The organism is Streptomyces sp. NBC_00009, assembly GCF_045040855.1.
Taxonomy (GTDB): Bacteria; Actinomycetota; Actinomycetes; order Streptomycetales; family Streptomycetaceae; genus Streptomyces; species Streptomyces aureus.
In genome coordinates this window covers 2,552,169-2,575,442 of record NZ_CP108312.1, presented here as the reverse complement: position 1 = coordinate 2,575,442, position 23,274 = coordinate 2,552,169, and the positions used below count along the sequence as shown (strand labels likewise).

At 71.0% G+C, this 23,274-nt stretch carries 20 protein-coding genes; 10 read left to right on the top strand and 10 right to left on the bottom strand.

What is annotated here, in order from left to right; all coding sequences use genetic code 11:
• The first annotated feature begins 139 nt into the window (after positions 1–139).
• Together OHA58_RS11340 and lon are read left to right on the top strand one after the other, a co-directional pair.
• Entirely contained in the window at positions 140–1,000 is an 861-nt protein-coding gene (locus OHA58_RS11340) for a rhomboid-like protein (protein WP_405478591.1), read from the top strand.
• Positions 1,001–1,174: 174 nt separating this feature from the next.
• On the top strand, positions 1,175–3,598 hold the full coding sequence (lon, locus tag OHA58_RS11335; RefSeq protein WP_405478590.1) for an endopeptidase La: 2,424 nt from the start codon (positions 1,175–1,177) through the stop codon (positions 3,596–3,598).
• A 299-nt stretch (positions 3,599–3,897) separates the two neighbouring features.
• Here lon and OHA58_RS11330 read toward each other — a convergent pair whose 3' ends face one another.
• Positions 3,898–4,731: a lysozyme gene (locus OHA58_RS11330; protein ID WP_405478589.1), complete on the bottom strand. Its 834-nt coding sequence runs from the start codon at positions 4,729–4,731 to the stop codon at positions 3,898–3,900.
• Between the two features lie 218 nt (positions 4,732–4,949).
• Between OHA58_RS11330 and OHA58_RS11325 the strand changes: the two genes are divergently transcribed.
• A complete protein-coding gene (locus OHA58_RS11325; RefSeq protein WP_405478588.1) occupies positions 4,950–5,453 on the top strand; it encodes a MarR family winged helix-turn-helix transcriptional regulator in 504 nt (167 codons plus the stop codon).
• 182 nt (positions 5,454–5,635) lie between these two features.
• Here OHA58_RS11325 and OHA58_RS11320 read toward each other — a convergent pair whose 3' ends face one another.
• Complete coding sequence (locus OHA58_RS11320) at positions 5,636–6,424, bottom strand: protein phosphatase 2C domain-containing protein (protein ID WP_405478587.1); 789 nt, start codon at positions 6,422–6,424, stop codon at positions 5,636–5,638.
• Positions 6,425–6,780: 356 nt separating this feature from the next.
• Between OHA58_RS11320 and OHA58_RS11315 the strand changes: the two genes are divergently transcribed.
• The 5 genes from OHA58_RS11315 to OHA58_RS11295 all read left to right on the top strand — a co-directional run bounded on the left by OHA58_RS11315 (position 6,781) and on the right by OHA58_RS11295 (position 12,520).
• A complete protein-coding gene (locus tag OHA58_RS11315; RefSeq protein ID WP_405484909.1) occupies positions 6,781–9,648 on the top strand; it encodes a nitrate- and nitrite sensing domain-containing protein in 2,868 nt (955 codons plus the stop codon).
• The gene (locus tag OHA58_RS11310; RefSeq protein WP_116510014.1) at positions 9,645–10,148 is read left to right on the top strand and encodes a roadblock/LC7 domain-containing protein; all 504 of its coding nucleotides are present in this window, start codon (positions 9,645–9,647) and stop codon (positions 10,146–10,148) included. The genes OHA58_RS11315 and OHA58_RS11310 overlap by 4 nt, the downstream gene beginning before the upstream one ends.
• Positions 10,145–10,570 carry a DUF742 domain-containing protein gene (locus OHA58_RS11305; protein ID WP_356282569.1) on the top strand — a complete coding sequence of 142 codons (426 nt, stop codon included), beginning with the start codon at positions 10,145–10,147 and terminating at the stop codon, positions 10,568–10,570. Before OHA58_RS11310 ends, OHA58_RS11305 begins: the two co-directional genes overlap by 4 nt.
• A 64-nt stretch (positions 10,571–10,634) precedes the next feature.
• Entirely contained in the window at positions 10,635–11,234 is a 600-nt protein-coding gene (locus OHA58_RS11300; RefSeq protein ID WP_405484907.1) for a GTP-binding protein, read from the top strand.
• Positions 11,235–11,269: 35 nt separating this feature from the next.
• Positions 11,270–12,520: a styrene monooxygenase/indole monooxygenase family protein gene (locus tag OHA58_RS11295; RefSeq protein ID WP_405478586.1), complete on the top strand. Its 1,251-nt coding sequence runs from the start codon at positions 11,270–11,272 to the stop codon at positions 12,518–12,520.
• Positions 12,521–12,542: 22 nt separating this feature from the next.
• On the opposite strand, the gene OHA58_RS11290 is transcribed toward OHA58_RS11295, so the two are convergent.
• The 4 genes from OHA58_RS11290 to OHA58_RS11275 all read right to left on the bottom strand — a co-directional run bounded on the left by OHA58_RS11290 (position 12,543) and on the right by OHA58_RS11275 (position 15,971).
• Complete coding sequence (locus OHA58_RS11290) at positions 12,543–13,694, bottom strand: NlpC/P60 family protein (protein WP_405478585.1); 1,152 nt, start codon at positions 13,692–13,694, stop codon at positions 12,543–12,545.
• Positions 13,695–13,855: 161 nt separating this feature from the next.
• A complete protein-coding gene (locus OHA58_RS11285) occupies positions 13,856–14,122 on the bottom strand; it encodes a hypothetical protein (RefSeq protein WP_405478584.1) in 267 nt (88 codons plus the stop codon).
• A gap of 10 nt (positions 14,123–14,132) precedes the next feature.
• Positions 14,133–14,858, bottom strand: a complete 726-nt coding sequence (locus tag OHA58_RS11280) for a TetR/AcrR family transcriptional regulator (RefSeq protein WP_405478583.1) — start codon at positions 14,856–14,858, stop codon at positions 14,133–14,135.
• A 174-nt stretch (positions 14,859–15,032) separates the two neighbouring features.
• On the bottom strand, positions 15,033–15,971 hold the full coding sequence (locus OHA58_RS11275) for a diiron oxygenase (protein ID WP_116510004.1): 939 nt from the start codon (positions 15,969–15,971) through the stop codon (positions 15,033–15,035).
• Positions 15,972–16,120: 149 nt separating this feature from the next.
• On the opposite strand from OHA58_RS11275, the gene OHA58_RS11270 reads away from it, so the two are divergent.
• Entirely contained in the window at positions 16,121–17,230 is a 1,110-nt protein-coding gene (locus OHA58_RS11270) for a ferritin-like domain-containing protein (RefSeq protein ID WP_405478582.1), read from the top strand.
• Between the two features lie 88 nt (positions 17,231–17,318).
• Positions 17,319–18,200, top strand: coding sequence for a hypothetical protein (locus tag OHA58_RS11265; RefSeq protein WP_405478581.1), 882 nt, complete (start codon positions 17,319–17,321; stop codon positions 18,198–18,200).
• On the opposite strand, the gene OHA58_RS11260 is transcribed toward OHA58_RS11265, so the two are convergent.
• From OHA58_RS11260 to OHA58_RS11245, 4 genes are all read right to left on the bottom strand, one after another.
• Positions 18,181–18,717: a DUF3291 domain-containing protein gene (locus tag OHA58_RS11260; protein WP_405478580.1), complete on the bottom strand. Its 537-nt coding sequence runs from the start codon at positions 18,715–18,717 to the stop codon at positions 18,181–18,183. The two genes, OHA58_RS11265 and OHA58_RS11260, sit on opposite strands and share 20 nt — an antisense overlap.
• Positions 18,718–18,800: 83 nt before the next feature.
• Entirely contained in the window at positions 18,801–20,267 is a 1,467-nt protein-coding gene (locus OHA58_RS11255; RefSeq protein ID WP_405478579.1) for a peptidoglycan D,D-transpeptidase FtsI family protein, read from the bottom strand.
• On the bottom strand, positions 20,264–21,637 hold the full coding sequence (locus OHA58_RS11250) for an FtsW/RodA/SpoVE family cell cycle protein (RefSeq protein ID WP_405484905.1): 1,374 nt from the start codon (positions 21,635–21,637) through the stop codon (positions 20,264–20,266). The genes OHA58_RS11255 and OHA58_RS11250 overlap by 4 nt, the downstream gene beginning before the upstream one ends.
• Before the next feature lie 228 nt (positions 21,638–21,865).
• On the bottom strand, positions 21,866–23,161 hold the full coding sequence (locus OHA58_RS11245) for an ATP-binding protein (protein WP_405478578.1): 1,296 nt from the start codon (positions 23,159–23,161) through the stop codon (positions 21,866–21,868).
• Positions 23,162–23,274 lie beyond the last annotated feature (113 nt).

The following is a 23,274-nucleotide window of genomic DNA, read 5'->3' as shown; positions in this document are numbered from 1 at the left end:
CTGCCGCAACCGGCGCGACGCCTGGCCGTCCCTGGAAACGGAGTTGGGGACGCTCGTGCGCGGGTCCTGGGGATCGTGTCCCACGTGACGTCGGTCATGGACAGCGCGGTGCGGGTCGCGAAGTGTGGGCCGGGCCGGAATGGGAAGGGTGCCGCAGGTGGAGCGTGGCGTGACGGTCGAGGCCGACGGGGCGGATGTTACTTCGGGGACTGTTTCCTCGAGGACTGTTTCTTCGGGGACGCTGCCTGAGGCTTCGCGCCCCCTGCTCGATGCCGTCCCGGCTCAGCCGGCGGCCTGTGACATGACGCCTGCCGCTCCCGGATCCGTGACCGGCGAGCGCACCCCGCCCGAGACCGCCGGCCCCCGTCGCCCGATGCGCCCCTGGCGGTTGCTGCCGACGCCCACGGGGACGCCGTTCACCTTCGTCTACGCCGCCGTGCTCGTCGGCACGTCCCTGTTCGCGCTGTTCGCCGACCCCGGCGTCGTCGCGTCCGCGCTGCGGGGTTCCAGCACCGACGTGGCGCACCTCGCGCACGCGCCCGTGTTCGTGCTGGTCGCCAGTGCGCTGTGGATCGCCGGCGGGATCACGTCCCCGTTCGCGATCGGCTTCCTGGTCGTCCTCACGGCCCTGGAGCGCCGGATCGGCGGCCGGCGCACCGCCGGTGTCTTCGTCCTCGGCCACACCGTGGCGACGCTCGCCACCGAGGTGCCTGTCGGGCTCTCCGTGATGGCCGGGCATCTGCCCGAGAGCTCGCTGCACCGCCTCGACTACGGGATCAGCTTCGGCGTGGCCGCGAGCATCGGGGCGCTCGCCGGTCTCCTCACGCCCTGGCTGCGCTGGGCCGCGCTCGCCGTCGTCGGCGGAATGATGGTCGAGGACCTCATCGCGTTCGCGGACCCGATGACGAGCTGGGGTCACCTCATGGCGCTGGCCATCGGCGTCGGGACCTGGCCGCTGGTGCGCCGGTGGCGCCGCGCACCGGGACCGTCCGCAGTCTGACGCGTCACCCATCCCCCGGCCGCCCCATGGTCGTACACGTCACACACCCCCTCTGAGCTGCGACTTTCCCCTGCCCATCCACTGATCGCCGAGAGCGAACAGAGCCGGGGGAACATTCGGAGGCTCACGTGCATTGAGTCTCCATAGCTCAACTTGACTGCTTAAGGGGAGATCATGGCATCGACGTCCACACCGCTCACCCTGCCCGTGCTGCCGCTCGACGACGAGGTCGTGCTGCCCGGAATGGTGGTGCCCCTCGACCTCAACGACAACGACGTACGCGCCGCGGTGGAGGCCGCCCAGGCGGCGGCCCGTTCCAGCGGATCTGTGGGCGGCAGCAAGCCGAAGGTGCTTCTTGTTCCCCGGATCGACGGCACGTACGCGAACACCGGCGTGCTCGGCACCGTCGAGCAGGTGGGCCGGCTCGCCGACGGCGACCCCGGCGCCCTGATCCGCGGCCGCAGCCGCGTGCGGATCGGCGCGGGCACGACCGGCCCCGGCGCCGCCCTGTGGGTGGAGGGCCTCGCGGTCGAGGAGACCGTGCCGGAGCCGCTGCCCGGCTCCGTGACCGAGCTGGTCACCGAATACAAGGCACTCGCCACGAACTGGCTGAAGAAGCGTGGCGCCTGGCAGGTCGTGGACCGCGTCCAGCAGATCGACGACGTCTCCGCGCTCGCCGACAACTCCGGCTACTCGCCCTTCCTGAGCACCCCGCAGAAGGTGGAGCTTCTGGAGACTGCCGACCCGGTCGCCCGGCTCAAGCTGGCCACCGAGCAGCTGCGCGAGCACCTCGCCGAGCAGGACGTGGCCGAATCCATCGCCAAGGACGTGCAGGAAGGCGTCGACAAGCAGCAGCGCGAGTTCCTGCTGCGGCGCCAGCTGGACGCCGTACGCAAGGAGCTGCGTGAGCTGAACGGCGAGATCGGCAAGGACGCTGCCGAGGAGTCCGACGACTACCGCACGCGGGTCGAGGCCGCCGACCTTCCCGAGAAGGTCCGCGAGGCCGCGCTCAAGGAGGTCGAGAAGCTGGAGCGGTCCAGCGACCAGTCCCCCGAGGGCTCGTGGATCCGCACCTGGCTCGACACGGTCCTCGAACTGCCGTGGAACGAGCGCACCGAGGACGAGTACGACATCCAGGGCGCGCAGCGCGTCCTGGACGCCGAGCACTCCGGCCTGGAGGACGTGAAGGAACGCATCACCGAGTACCTGGCGGTGCGCAAGCGGCGCTCCGAGCGCGGGCTCGGCGTCGTCGGCGGCCGCAGGGGCGGCGCGGTCCTCGCGCTCGTCGGCCCGCCCGGCGTCGGCAAGACCTCGCTCGGCGAGTCCGTGGCGCACGCCATGGGCCGCAAGTTCGTCCGCGTCGCCCTCGGTGGCGTACGGGACGAGGCGGAGATCCGCGGACACCGGCGTACGTACGTGGGTGCTCTGCCGGGCCGCATCGTGCGCGCGATCAAGGAGGCCGGGTCGATGAACCCGGTCGTGCTGCTGGACGAGATCGACAAGGTGGGGTCCGACTTCCGGGGCGACCCGGCGGCCGCCCTGCTCGAAGTCCTCGACCCGGCGCAGAACCACACGTTCCGCGACCACTACCTGGAGGTCGAACTCGACCTCAGCGACGTCGTGTTCCTCGCGACGGCGAACGTCCTGGAGGCCATCCCGGAGGCCCTGCTCGACCGTATGGAGCTGGTCCGCCTCGACGGCTACACCGAGGACGAGAAGGTCGTCATCGCCCGCGACCACCTGCTCCCGCGCCAGCTGGAGCGGGCCGGTCTCGATAAGGATGAGGTCACCCTCGGCGAGAGCGCGCTGCGCAAGCTCGCGGGGGAGTACACGCGGGAAGCCGGCGTGCGCAACCTGGAGCGGTCCGTCGCACGGCTGCTGAGGAAGGTCGCGGCCCAGCACGAACTGGGCGAGCGCGAGCTGCCGTTCACCGTCGAGGACACCGACCTGCGGAGCCTCATCGGGCGTCCGCACCACGTGCCCGAGGCGGCGCAGGACCCGGCCGAGCGCCGTACGGCGGTGCCGGGCGTGGCCACCGGACTCGCGGTCACCGGAGCGGGCGGCGACGTCCTCTACGTGGAGGCGTCCCTCGCCGACCCGGAGACGGGCGCGGCCGGCCTGACCCTGACCGGTCAGCTCGGTGACGTGATGAAGGAGTCCGCGCAGATCGCGCTCTCCTTCCTGCGCTCGCACGGAGCCGAACTGGAGCTGCCCGTCGCCGACCTGAAGGACCGGGGCGTGCACATCCACTTCCCGGCGGGCGCGGTGCCGAAGGACGGTCCGAGCGCGGGTGTCACCATGACGACCGCTCTCGCGTCGCTGCTCAGCGGGCGCCAGGTCCGTACGGACGTGGCGATGACCGGTGAGGTGTCGCTGACCGGGCGCGTGCTGCCGATCGGTGGCGTCAAGCAGAAGCTGCTCGCCGCGCACCGGGCCGGCATCACCACGGTCGTCATCCCGAAGCGGAACGAGGCGGACCTGGACGACGTCCCCGCCGAGGTCCTGGAGAAGCTGGACGTGCACCCGGTGACGGATGTGCGGCAGGTGCTCGAACTGGCACTGGCGCCGGCCGCCCTGGAGGTTCCGGTCGCGGCGTGACGACTGTGTCCTTCAGCGGGCTCCGCCCACTGGGGCCGGATGACGAAGGCCCGGGTCCCCTCACGGGGCCCGGGCCTTCCGCGTCCTTCGGACCGGACGCGAGCATGGTGAGCAACTCCCGGTCCTCGTCCGAGATCTGACGAGCCCGCGCGAGGGCGCCCTGCGCGACCTCAACGACGGCGCCACCATGTCGAAGAACTTCGTGAAGCGGGACCGCCCGGCGGGCAGCTGCTGACCTCCCCCCGCACGAGCGGCCGGATCCCTGGGGGAGTCCGGCCGCTCTTCGCTCGCTCGCAGACTCAGCCGTTGGCCAGCGCCTGGAGCCTGTCGTAGGCGCCGTTGAACTTGCTGTGGTCGCCGACCGTCGGGCCGGACGACGTGTACTGCCACATCGTGTAGAAGCCCCAGCCGGCCGGGAGCGTGCCCGGGTCGGTGTTGTAGCGGGCGATCCAGAGCGGGTTGGTCGCCCCGAACGCGCTGGAGTTGCCGGTGCACTCGGTCCACCAGCTCGTCGCCGTGTAGATGACGGCGTCACGGCCCGTGCGGGCCTTGTACTGGTTCACGAAGTCACGGATCCAGCTGACCATCCCGGCCGCGGTCTTGCCGTAGCAGGACGCGCCGTACGGGTTCCACTCGATGTCGAGCGCGCCCGGCAGGGTCCTGCCGTCCTTGGACCAGCCGCCGCCGTGGTCCACGAAGTAGTTGGCCTGGGCGGCGCCGGTCGTCGTGTCCGGGGTCGCGAAGTGGTACGCGCCGCGGATCATGCCCACGTTGTAGGAGCCGTTGTACTGCTGCGCGAAGTACGGGTTGGTGTAGTACGTGCCCTCCGTGGCCTTGACGTAGGCCCACTTCACGCCGCTGTTCCAGAGCGTCGACCAGGCCACGTTGCCGTTGTGGCTGCTGGTGTCCACGCCCTCGGTCTGGACCGCCTTGTTGTCGGTGGGCAGACCGCCTTGACCGTCGTGCTCGGCGACGCCCATGCCCATCGTGGCGGAGCCACGGGCGGGGACGTCGGCAGCCTGGGCCGCGGTGGGCAGGGTGAACAGCAGCGAGAGCGCTGCGAGGATGACTCCGGCCGCCGGGAAGCGCTTGAGACGCGGGCGGCGGACGGTTCCGGATCTGTGCACGGGCATTGCGTGCCTCCGAAGGCCTCGTTGAGCTTCTGTGAGCTCGGTGGGGGGACCTTTCGACATGTCACTGGTGTGGACATGTCACCAATGAAGCTACGCACGTAGACCGCCGGGAGGGAAGGGGGCCCGGATGCTGCCGTTGGTCTACTCCTGCGAAATACTGGCGGAGCTGCGGCAATGGCCGCGAATGGCGGAAACTTTCAGAAACGGGAAACCCTGGCATGGGTGCTGACGTGCACGAGGACGGGAACGGTGAGCGGCCGGGCGCCGAATTCGACGCGACGGAGCGTGGTGTGGACCACGAATTCTTGTCCCTGGAAAGGGAGTTGACGGTCTTCCTCAGGCGAGCCCGCGCGTCCTCCGGCGAGATGGCGCGCGCCGTCCACCCGGACCTCGAACCCGCCGCCTACGGACTCCTCGCGCGCCTGGAGGAGTGCGGCCGGCAGCGGGCCACCGAACTCGCCGCGTACGTCGGCGTCGGCAAGGCCACCATGAGCCGGCAGCTGCGCGCCCTGGAGGACCTCGGTCTCGTCGCGCGCGAGCCCGACCCCGCCGACGGCCGCGCCTGGCTCGTCCACCTCACCGACGAGGGCCGCGCCAACTTCCGGCAGGTCCGCGACGCCCGCCGCGCCACGTACGTACGCCAGCTCGCGGGCTGGGACCGCAGCGAGGTGGCGGAACTGGCTCGGCTGCTCCACCAGTTGAACGCGGGCGCGGAGAGCTAGGGCCTCTCGTTTGGATCACGCTGGGCTCGCGGGGTGTGGCACGCACATCTGCCGCGTTGTCGTCAATCACCGACGCTCCGCGTCGCCTCGATCCTCCGCCTTGCAGCTGCACGCACCACACCCCGCTCCCTGATCCAGCCTGATCCAAACGAAAGACCCTAGGGGCCTTTCGGGGTTCGGCCCTACAGCTCCACGTACACCGCCGTCGCGTCGTCGTGGGTCTTGCTGCGCCGCAGGAAGACCCGGTCCCGCTCGTCCGCGGCCTCCAGGGCCCGTACGCGCGCGACCACCGCCTCGGCACCCTCCTTGCGTACGAGCGCGAACAGGTCCGCCCAGTCGCCCTCGCGGAACTTCTCGACCCAGCGCGTGACTCCGTCGGTCAGCGCCACGAGCGTGCGCGCCCGCGTGCGGGGGAGTTCGCCCGTGACCGCCCGGGCGGCGACCGAGGGATCGGCGGCGGCCGTGAAGAAGCCGCCCTCCTTGTTGCGTACGGTCGCGTCGGCCACCTCGTCCGAGACGAGGGAGGAGCGCGGCACGCGGTCGAGCCGGTCGTCCACCAGCGCCGTGACCGATCCGGACGGGTCCTCGACCAGCAACACCGAGTCGGAAAGGACCAGATACTCGACCCGCTCCGCGTCCCACCGCGCCAGGACCACGGTTGCCTGAGGCGTACGCGGGTGAGAAAGGTCACAGGCGTGCCGATGGGTGTCAGCGGTGCGGCGAATTGCCTCGGCGAGGACGGCGGTCAACGTCATATCCCGCCGCGAAACAGACAGTTCGCCCAATGCGCCGCCGAGCCGGGCCGTGAACCAGGGGACGGAATGCAGACAGCCGCTCTCGCCCCGGGGTGGTGTGACCCCGTCCAGGACCACCAGCGTTCCCCCCTGTCCGGAGGCGGGTACGGCCGCCGAGGCGAAGTCCTCGTTGGGCCGGTCGGGGTTTCCGGGCTCCGTCGCGAGTTCGATGCGCATCCGGCCAGTCTGCACGAGGCCTTCACAAGAGGCCCGTTGGGCTGGGAGTTGAGCCGCATCGGCAGGTCAGACGCCTGGTTTCGACCGGAATGATCAACTCCGTCGGGGAGTGGCGGGGCATCTTGCCAAAGCCTGTGAGAGACGTCCAACCGGCGCCCCGTTCGGGCCCCGTGCCCATGCCACCGGGACTTGCTCCCCAACTCCCGCTCGATGTTCACTCCTTCGGGTGGCTGGCTAGGTGATGCGCGACCACTGCTCACCGGCACTGGAATGGTCTGGAGCCATACCAGGGGGCGCGCGTGTTGACAGATCGTCACCCGGGCCCATGGGTAGACGAGTCAGGAATGCGAGCACCGGTGCGGAAGATGCGGCCTCGACGCAAGGGCAAGCAAGCGGCCTCCGAAGCGGACGAGGGGCGCACGACGGTTCCCGCGGGATCCGCCGCGCACGCCCCGGCGGGCACCCCCGCCGACCCCAAAGGACGACGCACCGCGCGGGTGCGCAACCGGCTCATCATCGCCGTAGCGGTCGTCGCCGCGGCGATCGCCGGATCTGCCGCCCCCGCCCTCATGGCCGCGTCCGGGCAGGTCAGCGACTCGCAGGAGCTCGTCGACCTCGCGGCACGGACCCAGCAGACCGTCACGCTCTCCCACTCCCTGGCCGACGAGCGCGACGAGGTCACCGCCTTCATCGCCGCCGGGCGGCCCAAGGGACAGGGGCTCTCCGAGAGCCGCAGCGCCCGCGTCGACCGGCAGCTCGAAGAGCTCCGCACCGACGCCCCGGCCCCCCTGCGACGCGACCTCGCCGGCATCGCGGCCGTCCGCCGGGCCGCGCTCACCGGCAAGGGCAGCGCCCTCGAGGCGCACAAGGCGTACTCCGGCGCGATCAACGAGCTGCACAGCACCGCCGAGCAGCTCGCCGAGAGCACCCCGCCCCGCGCGGGCTCCGGGGCGCACGCCTTCGCCGACCTCGACCGGGCCGTCGAGCAGGCCTCCGCCGCGCGCGGGCTCCTGCTCGCCGCGTTCGCCGTGCCCCGCACCGACCAGACGTCCACGGTCATCGACCCGGTCACCGGACTCCCGAAGACGGTCGTCTCCCAGGACTCCGCCGACGGCAAGCAGCGCGACGCCCTGAGCGCCGCCGCCCAGCAGGCCCACGTACGCGAACAGGCCGCGCTCGCCGACTTCGAGGACGCCGCCCCGGCCGCGTCCGTCGCCTCCTACGGCGCCACGGTCACCGGGCCCGACGTCACCAAGGCCGACAAGTACCTGGCCGCCCTCACGGACGAGCCCACGCTGTCCGCCGACGACCTCGCCGCCAGCCCCAAGAGCATCGACGCCGCGCTCTCCGCCCGTATCGACCTGATGCGCGGCGCCGAGTCGTCCCTCTACGACCGGCGCACCAAGGACCTCGCGCTGCTGCGCGACGACGACGTCACCGCGCTCGAGGTCCGTATCGCGCTGGCCGGTCTGTGCCTGCTCGTCGCCGTCGGCGTCTCGATGGCCATGGCCCGCACGCTGACCAGGCCGCTCGCGGTGCTCCGCCTCGGCTCGGCCCGGCTCGCCGGAGACCCGGCGAGCGAGGAGCCGGTCAAGTTCACCGGCCGCAACGACGAGTTCGCCCAGGTCGTACGGTCCGTCAACGCACTGCACGCGCACGCACTCGGCCTCCATGAGCGCCTCACCACGCTGGAGGCCGACCGCAAGCACCTGATCGGCCAGCGCGCGACCATGGCCGACGAGCGGGAGAAGCTGCGCGCCGAACTCGCCTCGGCCGCGGCCCACCTGGGCCGGGTCCGGCACAGCATCCACGGCACGTTCGTGAACCTCGCCCTGCGCACCCTCGGCCTCGTGGAGCGCCAGCTCGGCGTCATCGAGAACCTGGAGGAGCGCGAGCAGGACCCCGAGCGCCTCGCGACCCTCTTCAAGCTCGACCACTTCGCCACCGTCATGCGGCGGCACAGCGAGAACCTCCTCGTCCTCGCCGGCGCCGAGCACGGCCACGGAAACCCCGGCGCCGTCCCGCTGGTCGACGTCGTGCGCGCCGCGGTCAGCGAGATCGAGCGCTACGAGCGGGTCCGGATCTCCGCGCTCCCGCCGCACGCGCACCTCGCCGGTTTCGCCGCCGACGACCTCAGCCACCTCGTCGCCGAAGTCCTGGAGAACGCCACCTCGTTCTCGCCGCCCGACGCCTTCGTCGAGGTGTCCGGCTGGCTCCTGGAGAGCGGCGAGGTCATGCTCTCCGTCCAGGACGAGGGCATCGGCATGACCGACGAGCGGATGAAGGAGCTCAACACCCGCCTCGCCGCCTTCGCGGACGACGAGATGTTCGACCCCGAGGACGGTGACGGACTCGGCCTCGGGCTGTACGTCGTGGCCCGCCTCGCCGCGCGCCACGGCGTGCGGGTGCAGCTGCGCGAGCAGAAGCAGGGCGGGATCGCCGTCGTCATCGTGCTGCCCAGGGCGCTCCTCGCGGCGGCCCCCGCGGCAGCCGCGCCCCCGCGGGTCCCGGTGGCGGGCGCAGCGCCCGCCGTGCACCTGCCCGGATCCGAGGCCGAGGCCAACTCCAATGTCCTGAGCAGCCGTTCCAAGGACGGCCACGACCCGCTGATCGCCGCGGCGGAGCACGCCGTACGGGAAGCGGGGACGGACGCCGAAGCGCCACGGGCGCCCGAGGCGGACCCCGAACCGGAGCCCACGGTCCCGGTCGAGTCGCCCGCCGAGACGACCATGACCCTGACCACGCCGATCCCGGCCGTCGACCCGGAGCCGGTACGCGCCGTCGCCCCGGAACCCGTACCGGCGGCGGCCCCCGAGCCCGCGCCGCAGCCCCTGCACCTCGACGACGAGCCCGCGCACGAGCGGGTCGCCGACGAGACGGGCACTGCGGAGACCAGCGGCACCTCGGGCCTGCCCACCCGGCCCAAGGCCGACACGCCTCCCGCCCCCGAGGCGGCGGGCGAGCCCGTGATCCCCGCGGCCCGCACCCCCCAGTGGGAGCGCGTCACGGACAAGGGCCTGCCCAAGAGGACTCCCAAGATCTCGGCCCCCGCGCCCGCCGCGGCGCCGCGCACCGGATCCGTCGACGCCGACGCCCTGCGACGCCGCCTCGGCGGATTCCACCAGGGGGCCAACAAAGGCCGGCGGGACGTCGAGGCCGAGATCGGCGGAACGGATCCGACCGCAGAACCCAAGGGGGACACAGTCGAGGAGGCAAGCAGTTGACTGCGCCCAGTCGCACGCCGAGTGCGTCCACCCCTGGATTCGGACTCAGCACCGAAGCCCGCAACCTGCACTGGCTGCTGACCAATCTGGTGGAGGAGGTGCCAGGGCTCCTCTCGGTCGCGGTCGTCTCCTCCGACGGGCTGCTCCTGCTCTCCTCCGACCCCGGCAGGAACAGTGAGCGCCCTGCCGACCACAGCGGCGGACCCAAGGGGTCCAGCGCCGACCTGGCCACGATCGTGTCCGGCGTCGGCAGCCTCACCATCGGCGCCGCCAAGCTGATGGACGGCGGCAGCGTCAAGCAGACCATGGTCGCGATGGAGGAAGGCAGCCTCTTCGTCATGTCCATCAGCGACGGCTCACTGCTCGGCGTGCACGCCACCCCGGACTGCGACATGAGCGTCGTCGCCTATCACATGGCGCTCTTCGTCGGCCGTGCCGGGCACGTCCTCACGCCCGAACTCCGCAGTGAACTGCGCCAGTCGATGGAGAACGCCAAGTGAGCAGCAGCATCACGAATCTCAGTACCGGCGGCCCGAAACTTCCCACCCGGGGCGGCGAGCGCAAGCCGGCCCGGGTGCGCCCCTACTCGCTCACCGGCGGCCGCACCCGCTTCGGCCATGTGCTGCTCGTCGAGACGTTCGTCGCCGCGCTCGAAGCGCCCGAGGAACGCCTCGAGATAGGCCAGGGCACGCTCTCGACGCGGATCATGCCGGAGATGCGGGCGATCGTGGAGCTGTGCCGCCGCATGCGCACGGTCGCCGAGATCGCCGCGCTCCTGAAGATGCCCCTCGGTGTGGTCCGCGTACTGCTCAGCGACCTCGCCGACCAGGGAAAGATCCGCGTTTACGGAACCGGCCACGGCCCGGGCCAGCCGGACCGCGCACTGCTTGAAAGGGTGCTGAGTGGACTCCGTCGTCTCTGAAGGCGTCACCGAGGGCGTCACGCCCGCCTTCGTACCTGCCCAGCCGTCGTCCGGCCGTGATGCCATCGCCTTCGAGCCCCAGGAGGAGCTCCAGGCCTGGCAGACGGACCGCACCCGCGCCCCGATCGCCACGAAGATAGTGGTGGCCGGCGGCTTCGGCGTCGGCAAGACCACCCTCGTCACCGCCGTCTCGGAGATCCAGCCCCTCCAGACCGAGGCGCTGATGACCCAGGCGAGCGAGGAGACCGACGACCTCACCGCCACCCCCGACAAGACCACGACCACGGTCGCCATGGACTTCGGGCGGATCACGCTCGACGACGACCTGGTGCTCTACCTCTTCGGCACGCCGGGGCAGCAGCGCTTCTGGTTCATGTGGGACGACCTGGTGCGCGGCGCGATCGGCGCGGTCGTGCTCGCCGACACCCGGCGGCTGCCCGACTGCTTCCCGGCCCTCGACTACTTCGAGAGCTGCGGGCTCCCGTACGTCGTCGCCGTCAACCACTTCGACGGCTCCGACGAGTTCGACGCCGCCGATGTGCGCGAGGCGCTGACGGTGCCGCCGCACATCCCTGTCCTCATCATGGACGCGCGGCAGCGCATCTCGGTCGTCGAGACCCTCCTGGCCCTCGTCGGCCACGCACTCGCCGCCACCCCCGAATAGCAAATCCCCTCAGCAGCAGTAGAAGAGGCACCCGCATGCGGAAGATACTCGTCGTCGGAGCCGGCCAGTCCGGTCTCCAGCTCGCCCTCGGCCTCCAGTCGAACGGGTACGAGGTCACCCTGATGTCCAACCGCACCGCGGACGAGATCCGGTCCGGCCGGGTCATGTCCACGCAGTGCATGTTCGACACGGCGCTCCAGCACGAGCGCGACCTCCAGGTGAACTTCTGGGAGTCCCAGGCCCCGAAGATCGAGGGCCTCGGCGTCTCCGTCGCCGCCCCCGGCTCCTTCGACCCGGGCCCCTCGCAGCGCGCCATCGACTGGGTGGGCAAGCTCGACGGCTACGCGCAGTCCGTCGACCAGCGCGTGAAGATGGCCGGCTGGATGGAGACGTTCGCGCAGCGCGGCGGGCAGCTCGTCATCCACGGCGCCGCGGTCTCCGACCTCGACTACTTCGCCCGCACCTACGACCTGGTGCTCGTCTCCGCCGGCAAGGGCGAGCTGGTCTCGATGTTCGGCCGCGACGCCTCGCGCTCCCCGTACGCCGAGCCGCAGCGCGCGCTGGCCGTCGCATACGTGCACGGCATGGGCCCCCGCCCCGAGCACCCGGACTTCGACGCGGTGCGCTGCAACCTGGTGCCCGGCGTCGGCGAGCTGTTCGTGATGCCGACCCTCACCACCTCGGGCCGCGCGGACATCCTGTTCTGGGAGGGCATCCCCGGTGGTCCGCTGGACGCCTTCACGGGCGTCAAGGACCCCTCGGAGCACCTGGCCCTCACCCTGGAGCTGATGGAGAAGTTCACGCCCTGGGAGTACGCGCGCGCCACGAAGGTCGAGCTGACCGACGCCAACGCGACCCTCGCGGGCCGTTACGCGCCGACCGTCCGCAACCCGATCGGGCGGCTGCCCGGCGGCGGCGCGGTCCTCGGTGTCGCCGACGTCGTCGTCGCCAACGACCCGATCACGGGCCAGGGTTCGAACTCGGCGTCCAAGTGCGCCGCCTCGTACCTCGACTCCATCGTCGAGCACGGCGACAAGCCGTTCGACGAGGAGTGGATGCAGTCCATCTTCGACCGCTACTGGGACACCGCGCAGCACGTCGTGAAGTGGACCAACGCGATGCTGGGCGTCCCGCCGGAGCACGTCCTCAACCTGATCGGCGCCGCCGGCCAGCTCCAGCCGGTCGCCGACCGCTTCGCGAACGGCTTCAACAACCCGGCCGACTTCGAGAACTTCTTCTATGAGCCGGAGAAGACGAACGCCTACCTGGCCTCCGTCTCCGGCTGATCCGCGGCGGGGCGCGCACCGGTCAGCCGGTGGGCGCCCCCGCGGCGCCGTATCCGGTGTCGTCACCGCCCGTCGCGCCCTCGGGCAGCTCCGGCGGGGTGTAGTCCTTCATCGACGTGTCGCCCTGATCGGGGCGGACGGCGCCGAGCAGCGGATTGGCCGCGATCGGCGACACCTTGACCTTCGCGCCCGGCCGTGGCGCCTGCACCACCATGCCGTCGCCCAGGTACATCGCCACGTGCGTGGCCTCGGGGAAGTACACGACGAGGTCCCCGGGCCGCAGCTCGTTCAGCGGGACGCGGGGCAGTCGCGCCCACTGCTCCTGTGACGTGCGGGGGATGTCCTCGCCCGCGTGCTCCCACGCCTTCGACGTGAGCCCCGAGCAGTCGAACGCCGCGGGCCCTTCCGCGCCCCACACGTACGGCTTCCCGATCTGTTCCACCGCGTACGCGAGTGCCGTGTCCCCGGCCCGCGACGGCGCCCGCCGCGAACTGAGCGCGCCCGACGCCATGAACGTCTTCTGGGCCTTCGCCATCCCCGTGTCCTCCAGGCGGGTCAGCTCGGCGAGCTGGTCCGGGCTGAGCGAGGCGAGCAGCTTCTCGACGGCCTTGAGGCGGGTCTGGACCGCGTCCCGGTTCTTCTTCTGCCGCTCCGCGAGCCGGGTCTGCTCGGCGAGCGTCTTGCGTGCCTGGGCCGCCAGGTCGTCGGCGCGCTTCTCGCCGCCGACGAGCCGGTCCACGGTCGCGATGCGCTCCTGGGCCACGCGCCGGATCACATGGCCCTGGTCGAGGGCGTGCTGCGGGTCGCGGGCGAGGAGCAGGCGCAGGTAGGGGGAGATGTTGCTGCTGCCCTGGTACTGCTCGCGGGCGAGGCGGCCTGCCGCGTCGCGGCTGTCGTGGAGCGAGGTGCGGGCCCCGGCCAGCTTGCGGGCCAGGTCACCGGCCGTCTTCCGGCGCTTCTTGAGCTTCTCCGCGGTCGCGTTGTACGTCTCGGTGGCCTTCTCGGCCTCCCGGTACAGACGCTGAAGATCCGTCAGAAGTGTGGCGACGGACTTGCTGCCGGCCGCTGGAAGGGGGCCGGGGTCCGGTGCGGCTGCGGCGGTCGCGGGTCCCGGCGCCGCGAGCACTGAGGCCACGGTCGCGGCACAGGCCCATCGCAGAAGGCTTCCTGACACGTCATCACCTCCGGTGCGGGACAGCCCGTCCGTCCCGCACCGTGAGCATCAACACGTCCGCCTGCCCGCGCGCCTCCTGTTGGGCGGTTCGGCCCAAGGACCTCACCCGGCCGGGGGACTCCACCAAGGTGATCCGCAAAGGTGATCTACGAAGTCGACGGCTACGGACGCGGCTTGGACCAGGGCCACCGGAGCCCGCTGTCGTCGCGCCCCGAGGGGTCGTACTCGTACTTCCAGCGGCGGGTGAACCGGATCTTGCCGGGGACCATCGGCACCCGGCGGTAGATGAGCACCGTGCCCGCGGAGCCGTCGGGGCCCGGCATGGGGATGCGGTACACCTTCGGCGGATGCCCCGTGGGCCCGAGCAGCACGGGCAGCACCCGCCCGTCCATCGGCCCGCCGACGAACGGCGTCTCTTCGCTCTTCACGGCACCAGTGTCACAAGAGGTGTGCCGCGTCGCTCACCACGGGGAGCACCAGGCGCGCCAGCCGGCCCACGGGCCCGTCCGGCGTCTCCATGGCCAGCGCGTGCCGCACCGCTCCGGCGGTCTGCGGGTCGCGGCCCGCCGTCGCGGTGAGGACCGCCATGAACTGGTCGACGAGCCCGTCGCGCAGCTCGTCCAGCGGCGGCTTCTTGTCCTCGTCGAGCCAGATCAGCGAGGCCGCCTCCACCGCCGTGATCCACATACGTACGGTCATCCGCAACCGGGGGCCCGGGTCCGCCACGGCGAGATGGCTCAGGATGTGCTCGGCCGCCGCCCTGCGCACGCCGTCCACGATCGACGTCGTGCGCGACGTCTCCACGACGCTGCCGCCCTGGAGCAGGGCGGCGAACCCCATGTCGTGCTGGTCCACGAACCCGAGGTAGCGGTCGAGCGCCCGCGTGAGCCGGCCGCTCAGCGGCCCTTCCTGCGGCTCCGCGAAGCACTTCTCCAGCTCGTCGGCCGCGGAGCGCAGCGCGGCCTCGTACAACTGCTGCTTGCCGCCGGGGAAGTACCGGTAGACGAGCGGCCGTGAGACACCGGCCGCCTCCGCCACGTCGTCGAGGGACACCTCCTCGGGTGCCCGGTGCGCGAAGAGGGACAGCGCGGCGACGAGGAGCTGACTGCGACGCTCCTCGACGCTGAGCCGTCGGTACGCGCGGGTGCCGGGTGCCGAGGTCATGTCCCGCAGCGTAACCGGCTTTTCGTGCGGAGGTCCTGCACGGAGGCGCTCCGCACGGCCCCGTGCGCAGCCCTAGGCGAGCAGGCCCGAGGACTTCCACAGCCTGCGTCCGACGCCGCGCATGACCCCGATGTCGTCCAGGCTGTGTCGATGTGCGGCTCCGCCGCGTGGCGGTCAGGCGAGCAGGCCCGAGGACTTCCACAGCCTGCGTCCGACGCCCCGCATGACCCCGATGTCGTCCAGGAAGTCAGTCAGGCGCTTGGCGCCGGTCTGCATGATCTCGCGGCGGTGGCCGCTGGCCTTGACCTGCGCCAGCGCCTCCTTCGGGTCGAGCCCCGCCCGCTCGTAGGCCGCCGGGTTGTGGAAGGCCGTGTAGATCACGCGGGCCGCCTCGCCGCACACGATCCGGGTGTACGCCGCCTCGGCCGGGCCGCACGTCACCATCTGGCGGCGCAGCTCCTCACGGGCGTAGCGCACGTGCCGGGCCTCCTCGATGACGTGGATGCGGGTGATGCCGCGCACCAGCGGCTGGACGCGCTCGTCCGGGAACGTCATCCGCTGCATCCAGTCGATGATCTCCTCGCCGAGCAGCGTGGCCGCGAAGGATCCCGGCGTCGTGGAGATCGTCTTGAGCACGCGCCCCAGGTTGTGGTGGACGCGCGGCATGGGGAAGCTCTCGCCGACGCTCCGCTTGATCATGCGGGCGAACATCATGGAGTGCCGGCACTCGTCGGCGATCTCCGTGAGGGCGTAGCGCACATGGCTGCTGGTCAACGACTTGTCGTAGATGTGCCGTACAAGGAGCTGCATCAGGATGATCTCGAACCAGACGCCCATGGACGCCATGGAGGCGGCTTCGTACTTGGAGAGCTCGATGCGCTGTTCCTGCGGCATCCGCTTCCACATGGGGGTGTCGTAGAGCGAGCAGAGCTCCGGGGGCCAGTACCACATGCCCTCGACGTCGGGGGCGTCCCAGTCGAGCTCCTTGTCCGGGTCGAAGGAGTGCTTGGCGGAGGAGTCCAGTAGGCGCTCGGCCACCTGCTCGCGGTCCTTGAGCAGCCCGAGCGCGTCGCGCAGACCCTCGAACGCGTCGGCTTCCGTCACGGTCGTCATGGCTGTCCCACCTCGTCGTACGGGAAACGGGCGCCGCGGCACAGGAGTTACCGGCGGTCACGTCTTATGAGACTGCCTGTCAGCAAGGCCGTCAATCCCTTGTGCGCGACTTGTTGACCCGGTGTCCACGAGCGTGTGAGCCTGCCTGTATGTCGACGCATGAGCTGTACACCAGGGCGCCCGAGGAGCTCAGCTGGCAGATACCGGCGGCCGGCGCGGCAAGATTCAGCTGGGAGTACGACGAGGGCAGGGACCGCCTCCTCGCGCTCTACCAGAAGGGCAAGGACAAGCAGTGGGACGGCGCCAAGCGCATCGACTGGGGCCTGGAGGTCGACCCCCACAACCCGCTCGGCACCCCCGACGAGGCGCTCACCCTCTACGGCACCCGGCACTGGGCGAAGATGACGGACCGGGACAAGGGCGAGCTGCGCAAGCACTACGCGTCCTGGCAGTTCAGCCAGTTCCTGCACGGTGAGCAGGGCGCCATGGTGTGCGCCGCCCGCATCGTCGAGTCCGTCCCCGACATGGACGCCAAGTTCTACTCGGCGACCCAGACCATGGACGAGGCCCGGCACGCGGAGATCTTCAGCCGCTTCCTGCACGAGAAGATCGGGATGCTCTACCCGATCAACGACAACCTCCAGTCGCTCCTCGGCGACACCTTGCGCGACTCCCGCTGGGACATGCCCTACCTCGGCATGCAGGTCCTCATCGAGGGCCTGGCGCTCGCCGCGTTCGGCATGATCCGCGACACCACGGACAAGCCGCTGCCCCAGCAGATCCTCGCGTACGTCATGCAGGACGAGGCCCGCCACGTGGCCTTCGGGCGGATGGCCCTGCGCGACTACTACAAGCAGCTCACCGACGCCGAACTGCGCGAGCGCGAGGAGTTCGTCATCGAGGGCTGCTACCTGATGCGCGACCGGCTGCGCGGCGTCGAGGTCCTGGAGAACTTCGGCATCTCCAAGGCGGAGGCCGAGGAGTACAGCGAGCAGTCCGAGTTCCTGGCTCTCTTCCGCCAGCTGCTCTTCTCCCGGATCGTGCCCTGCGTCAAGGACATCGGCCTGTGGGGCAAGCGCCTCCAGCAGGCGTACGTCGACATGGGCGTCTTCGAGATGGGCAACTCGAACCTCGACCAGCTGATGGCCCAGGACGAGGAGATCGCCGAGAAGCTCGACGCGGAACGCTTCGCGGCGGAGGAGCTGGAGCGCGTCGCGGAGGTGGAGTCGACGATCGGGGAGGGCGAGCAGCTGCCCTAGGGCATGCCCGTGGTGCCCGTGGTGCCCGGGGGTGCCCGTGGTGTCCGGGGCGTGTGGGCATGTCACCCGCATGCAGTAGTTTGCTGACGTGTCCACGCCTCAGCCGCCCCAGCCCAACCCGTACGGCCAGCAGCCCCCGGCCGCGCCCTACGGCCAGCCCGGCCCCTACGGGCCGCCGCAGCAGCCCGGCCAGCCCGGTCCCTACGGCCCGCCGCAGCAGCCCGGCCAGCCCGGTCCGTACGGTCAGCCGGGCCAGCCCGGCCCGTACGCCCAGCAGCCCTACCCGGGCGGTGCCCCCTACCCCGGTTGGGGCGGTGCCCCCATGGGCCCGCCGCCCAAGAAGCGGCGGGTCGGGATGATCCTCGGCATCGTCGGCGGCGCGCTCGCCGTCGTCGTCGTCGGGATCGTCGCGGTCGCCATGCTCGGCTCGGAGGTCGACAAGAGCTTCCCGAAGGCCGAGTACAAGCTGACCATCCCGAAGACCGTCCTCGACGGGAGGTACACCCTCACCCAGGACCTGTCCGGCACCCAGGGCAAGCAGATCGAGGACGAGGCGGACGGCGCCTGGGACGCGCGTGACACCAAGGCGGCCGTCGGCCAGTACGCCGCGACCGACCCCGCCAAGAAGAACGCGGGTGTGGTGATCTCCGGCATGTACGGCCGGTTCAAGAACACCGACCTCGCCCGCAAGAACATGATGCAGGGCGCCGCCAAGAGCGACGGCGCCGAAGTCGCCGTGCCCGCCAAGGACTTCAAGCCGGCCGGCTCCGACGTCACCATCACCTGCCAGGTGCTCACCAAGCAGCAGGCGACCATCCCGATGTGCGCCTGGGTCGACGGGAACACCGGCGCCACCGTCGCCGAGATCACCCCCGAGATCGCTCTTCAGGACCCCTCCGACGTGGACCTCGACGCGGCGGCCGCGACCGCGGCGAAGATCCGCTCGGAGATCAGGAAGCCGATCGGCTGACGGACTCCGGCTCCGGCTCCGGCTCGGGGCCGGCTCCGCCCGCCGGGAACGCCGTACGCAGATTGAACGCGTACGGCGTCGGGCCGTGCGCCCGCAGATGGACCAGGCGTTCCTCCGCCTCCGCGACGGTGGGCCGGTGCCCGGCCGGCACCCACCACAGGGCGGTCACCGCCTCGTCGAGCCGCTCGAAGAACTCCCGGCGGCGGGCGAGCAGTTCACGGTGCAGGCCCTGGTACATGAACGCCGTCAGAGCATTCGTGTCCCGCCACACCGACATGTTCACCAGCAGCCACGCGTCGTCGAAGATCCGGATGTCCGTCGCGTCGCCCGTGTCGCCCTTGAGGCGCCACACGAACCCGTCCGACGCGTCGGCGACGGCGTTCACCGGATCGAGTCCCTCCGCGAAGTCCCTCAGCTGCTCCGAGTCGAGCGGGGCGGTCAGGCGGCCGATGTTCACCTGGGCGAGTTCGTGGCGAGTCCCGTTTTCCGTCGTCTTCGCAGTCCCGTAGTCAGTCATGGACTGCACGATAGGCAGGGGGCGCGGCGCCGTAGAGGGCCATTTCACCTGTTGGTATCAGGACCACTTGCGGGCCGGTTCCCTTACCGCTCCGCTGAGTTGAGTGCCGCTTCCATCACGTCCCGCGCGATCGGCGCCGCGCTCCCGCCGCCGCTGATGTCCGTACGGTTCGCCGACGCGTCCTCGACGACCACCGCGACCGCGACCTCCGCATTGCCCGCCTCCGGGGACCGCGCCCAGGAGATGAACCACGCGTACGGGGTGCCCTTGTTGCCCACGCCGTGCTGCGCCGTGCCGGTCTTGCCGCCGACGGTCACATCGGGGATCTGCGCGTTCGTGCCCGTGCCGTACTCCACGGCGTCCTGCATCATCTGCTGGAGCTGCACCGCCGTGGCCGGGTTCATCGCCTGGCGGTACGCCTTCGAACCGGTCTGCGCCACGGTGTTGCCGTGCTCGTCCGTCGTCCGCTCCACCAGATGCGGCGCCAACAGGACCCCGCCGTTGGCGACGGCGGCCGAGACCATCGCCATCTGCAGCGGCGTCGCCGTCGTGTTGAACTGGCCGATGGACGAGAGAGCCAGCTGCGAACGGTCCATGTCCGTGTCGAAGTTGCTCCGCGAGACGCCCGACGGGATCCTCACCCCCGCATCGTTGAAGCCGAACCTCCTGGCCGCCGACACCATCCCCTTCAGCCCCACCTGGACACCGAGTTTCGCCATCACCGTGTTGCAGGAGACCCGGATCGCGTCCGCGAGCGACGCGTCCTCACAGCCGTGGGCCTCGTTCCGCAGCAAGGTCGACGTGTCGGGCAGGCGCCAGGGGCTCGGCGTCTCCGTCGGCTCGTCCACATCCGTCACGACGCCCGAGTCGAGGGCCGCCGCCGCGGTGACGATCTTGAAGGTCGAGCCGGGTGGATACGTCTGCCGGATCGCCCGGTTGAGCATCGGCTGACTCGGCGCGCCGTTCAGGCGCTTCCACGCCGACGTCGTCGCCGAATCCGTCCCCGCGATCGCCCCCGGATCGTACGAGGGGCTGCTCACCAGGGCGAGGATCTCCCCGGTCGCCGGATCGAGCGCCGCGACCGCGCCCCGGCGCCCGGCCAGCCCGGAGTACGCCGCCTTCTGCGCCGCCGCGTTGATCGTGGTCGCCACCTTGCCGCCCGGCTGCTGCGAGCGCGTCAGGTCGTTGAACAGGGGGAGCGGGGCGAGCATCGGGTCCGTGCCGGAGAGGATGTCGTCCTCGGCGTTCTCCAGCAGTGAGGTGCCGTACACCTGGGACGCGTACCCGGTCACCGGCGCGTACAACGGACCGTCCTTGTACGTCCGTTCGTAACGGAGCTGCTCGCCGGTGTTCTTCGAGCCGGTGACGGCCTTGCCGTCGACGAGGATGTTGCCGCGCGGCTGGTCGTAGCGCGCGATGGTGTTGCGGCGGTTGGCCGGGTTGTCGTCGAGAGAGTCCGCCTCGAAGATCATTACGCGGGCCGAGTTGACCAGCAGTGCGACGAGCAGCACCAGACAGAAGACCGAGGCGCGGCGGATGTAGCGGGTCACCGATGCGCCTCCAGCGCGTCGTCCGGCAGGAGTTGGCCGCGCGCGGAGTCACTGATCCGTACGAGCAGCGCCACGATGATCCAGTTCGTGACGACGGACGAGCCGCCCTGCGCGAGGAACGGCATCGCCATGCCGGTCAGCGGGATCAGGCCCATCACCCCGCCCGCGATCACGAACACCTGGAGCGCGACGATCGACGCGATGCCGATCGCGAGGAGCCGGCCGAACGGGTCGCGCAGCGCCAGCCCGGCACGGTAGCCGCGCTCCACGAGCAGCGCGTACAGCAGGAAGATCGCCGTCAGGCCGACGAGCCCCAGCTCCTCGCCCGCGGTCGCCAGGATGAAGTCCGACTTGGCGGCGAACCCGATGAGGATCGAGTGCCCCGCCCCGAGCCCCTCGCCGAGCATGCCGCCCGCCGCGAACGCGAACAGCGACTGCGCGAGCTGGCCGGGACCCTCGCCCGCGTCGATCGAGGCGAACGGGTGCAGCCAGTCATGGACACGGCTGTTCACATGCGGTTCGAGCATGCCGACGAAGACCGCGCCGCCCGCCGCGAGGAGGAGCCCGATCGCGATCCAGCTGACGCGGCCCGTCGCCACGTACAGCATCACGATGAAGAGGCCGAAGAACAGCAGCGAGGTCCCCAGGTCACGCTCCAGGACCAGGACGCCCACGCTGATCAGCCAGAAGACCAGGATCGGCGCGAAGACCCGCATGGTGGGGAGCTGGAAGCGCCAGATCTTCTTTCCCGTGTACGAGAGCGCGTTGCGGTTCGCCGCGAGATAGCTGGCGAAGAAGATCGCGAGCAGCACCTTGGCGAACTCGCCCGGCTGGATGGAGAATCCGCCGATCCTGAGCCAGATGCGGGCGCCGTTCACCGCCGGGAAGAAGATCGGCAGGACCATCAGGAGCAGCGCGGCGACGGCCGACAGATACGCGTACCGCTGGAGCACCCGGTGGTCGCGCACGAACACCACGACCGCGATGAACAGGGCCACGCCGAGCGTGGACCAGATGAGCTGGATCGGCGCCGCCTGGTCGTCGGGCGTCTCCAGGTCGAGCCGGTAGATCAGGACCAGGCCGAGGCCGTTGAGCAGCACACCGATGGGCAGCAGGAGCGGGTCCGCGTACGGGGCGCGCAGGCGGATCGCGCCGTGCGCCACGAGCGCGAGCACGCCGAGCCCGGCGCCGTAACCGGCGGCGCCGGGCGGTACGGAGCCGTTCTTGGCGAGTCCTACGGCGCAGTATCCGTAGACGCTGAGCAGGACGGCCAGAACGATCAGGACGAGTTCGGTGCCACGGCGCCGCGGGAGGCGGACAGCGGGGACAGCGGGAGGGCTGACGCCGGCTCTGGTGCCTGCCGGGCCCATGGGTCCCGTCGCTCCCGTCGGTCCCGTCGGGCCCGTCGATCCGGTCGATCCGGTCATGGCGGGAACGTAACAAGCGATCGCCCAGAAATCCCGCTATGTCTCTTTAATCTGACTGGGTGTGTGTCCGGCGGGGGTTTCGGGCGGGGGTTTCGGCGGGGGTTTCGGGCGGGGGTTTTGGGAGGGGTTTCGGGAGGGTTCTGTTCGGGGGTTCCGTGTGGGGGTGGTGCGTCAGGGCTGGTGGTCGTCGTACGGCAACGTCAGCGTCGCCAGCGCTCCGCCGTCCTCCGCGTTCGTGAACCTGAGCGAGGCGCCGAGCACCTTCGCCTGGCCCAGCGCGATCGTCAGGCCGAGGCCGTGGCCCTTCGCGCCGCCCTCCGTCCTGAACCGCTGCGGACCGCCCTCCACCAGGTAGTCCGGGTAGCCCTCCCCGTGATCCCGCACCGTGATCACCGGGCCGTCCACCGTGAGGACCACCGGCGGGCTGCCGTGCCGGTGCGCGTTCGCGACGAGGTTGCCCAGCACCCGCTCCAGGCGTCGGCGGTCCGTCACTACGCAGACGTCGCGCACCACGGCCACCTCCGTCTCCGTGCCGGACCCCCGCACCACCCGCTCGGTGAGCGGGCCGAGCCAGTTGTCGTCCAGGTCCACGCGCTCACTGCGCGCGTCCAGGCGCGAGATCTCCAGCAGGTCCTCGGTGAGGGTCCGCAGTGCGGCGACCCGGTCCCGTACCAGCTCCGTCGGGCGGCCCGGCGGGAGGAGTTCGGCCGCCGCGTGCAGGCCCGTCAGCGGTGTCCGCAGTTCGTGCGCCACGTCCGCCGTGAACCGTTGCTCGCTGAGCAGCTTGCGCTGCAACGACGACGCCATGCTGTCCAGCGCGCTCGCGACCGCGGCCACCTCGTCCTGGTGCCTGGCCGGATCTCTCGTCCTCGGATCGCCCACGCGCGCGTCCAGGTCCCCGCCGCTGATCCGCCGGGCCACCCTCGCCGTCGCGTGCAGGCGCCGCGTCACGCGGGTCACCGCGAACGCTCCCACCAGCAGCGTCGCGCCGATCGCCAGCACGGACGAGCCGACGATCGCCTGGTCCAGGCCGTCGATCGTGCGGGCGCCCTGCGAGTAGTCGACCTCCACGGCCAGTACGCGGTTCCTGTCGACCGGACCCGCCGCCCACATCGTGGGTGCCTTCGCGTGGCTGCTCACCATGGTGCCGCGATTTCCGCCCGCGGCGAGCCTGCGCAGCGAGTCGGGCAGGCCAGGGGGGTCGACCCCCGCGAGCGGGCCCAGTCTCGCTCCGGCCTCGTACGCCTCGGTGGCCTCGTCGAGCCGGCCCAGTGCGCGGTCACGGGCCTGGCCGACGGTCTGATTGGCGACCGATACGTGGACCAGGGCGCCCAGGAGTGCGGCGAGTGCGCAGCACATCACCGTGATGAAGACCGCGGCCTTCCAGGTGAGGGTGGCGGTCCAGGCGGGGAGCAGGGGTTTGGGCCTGGCGGGGCTCGGGTCGGCGCGGGAGGTGGTGGGGGTCATGGGCGGCTCTCGGGGGGCTGCCGCTGCCGCTGCCGGGGGCGCGGGTGTTCTGGGCCGGTGTTCTCGCGCCGGGCTGTGGGGGTGGGTGCTGGGCCGGTGCCGGTGCCGGTGCC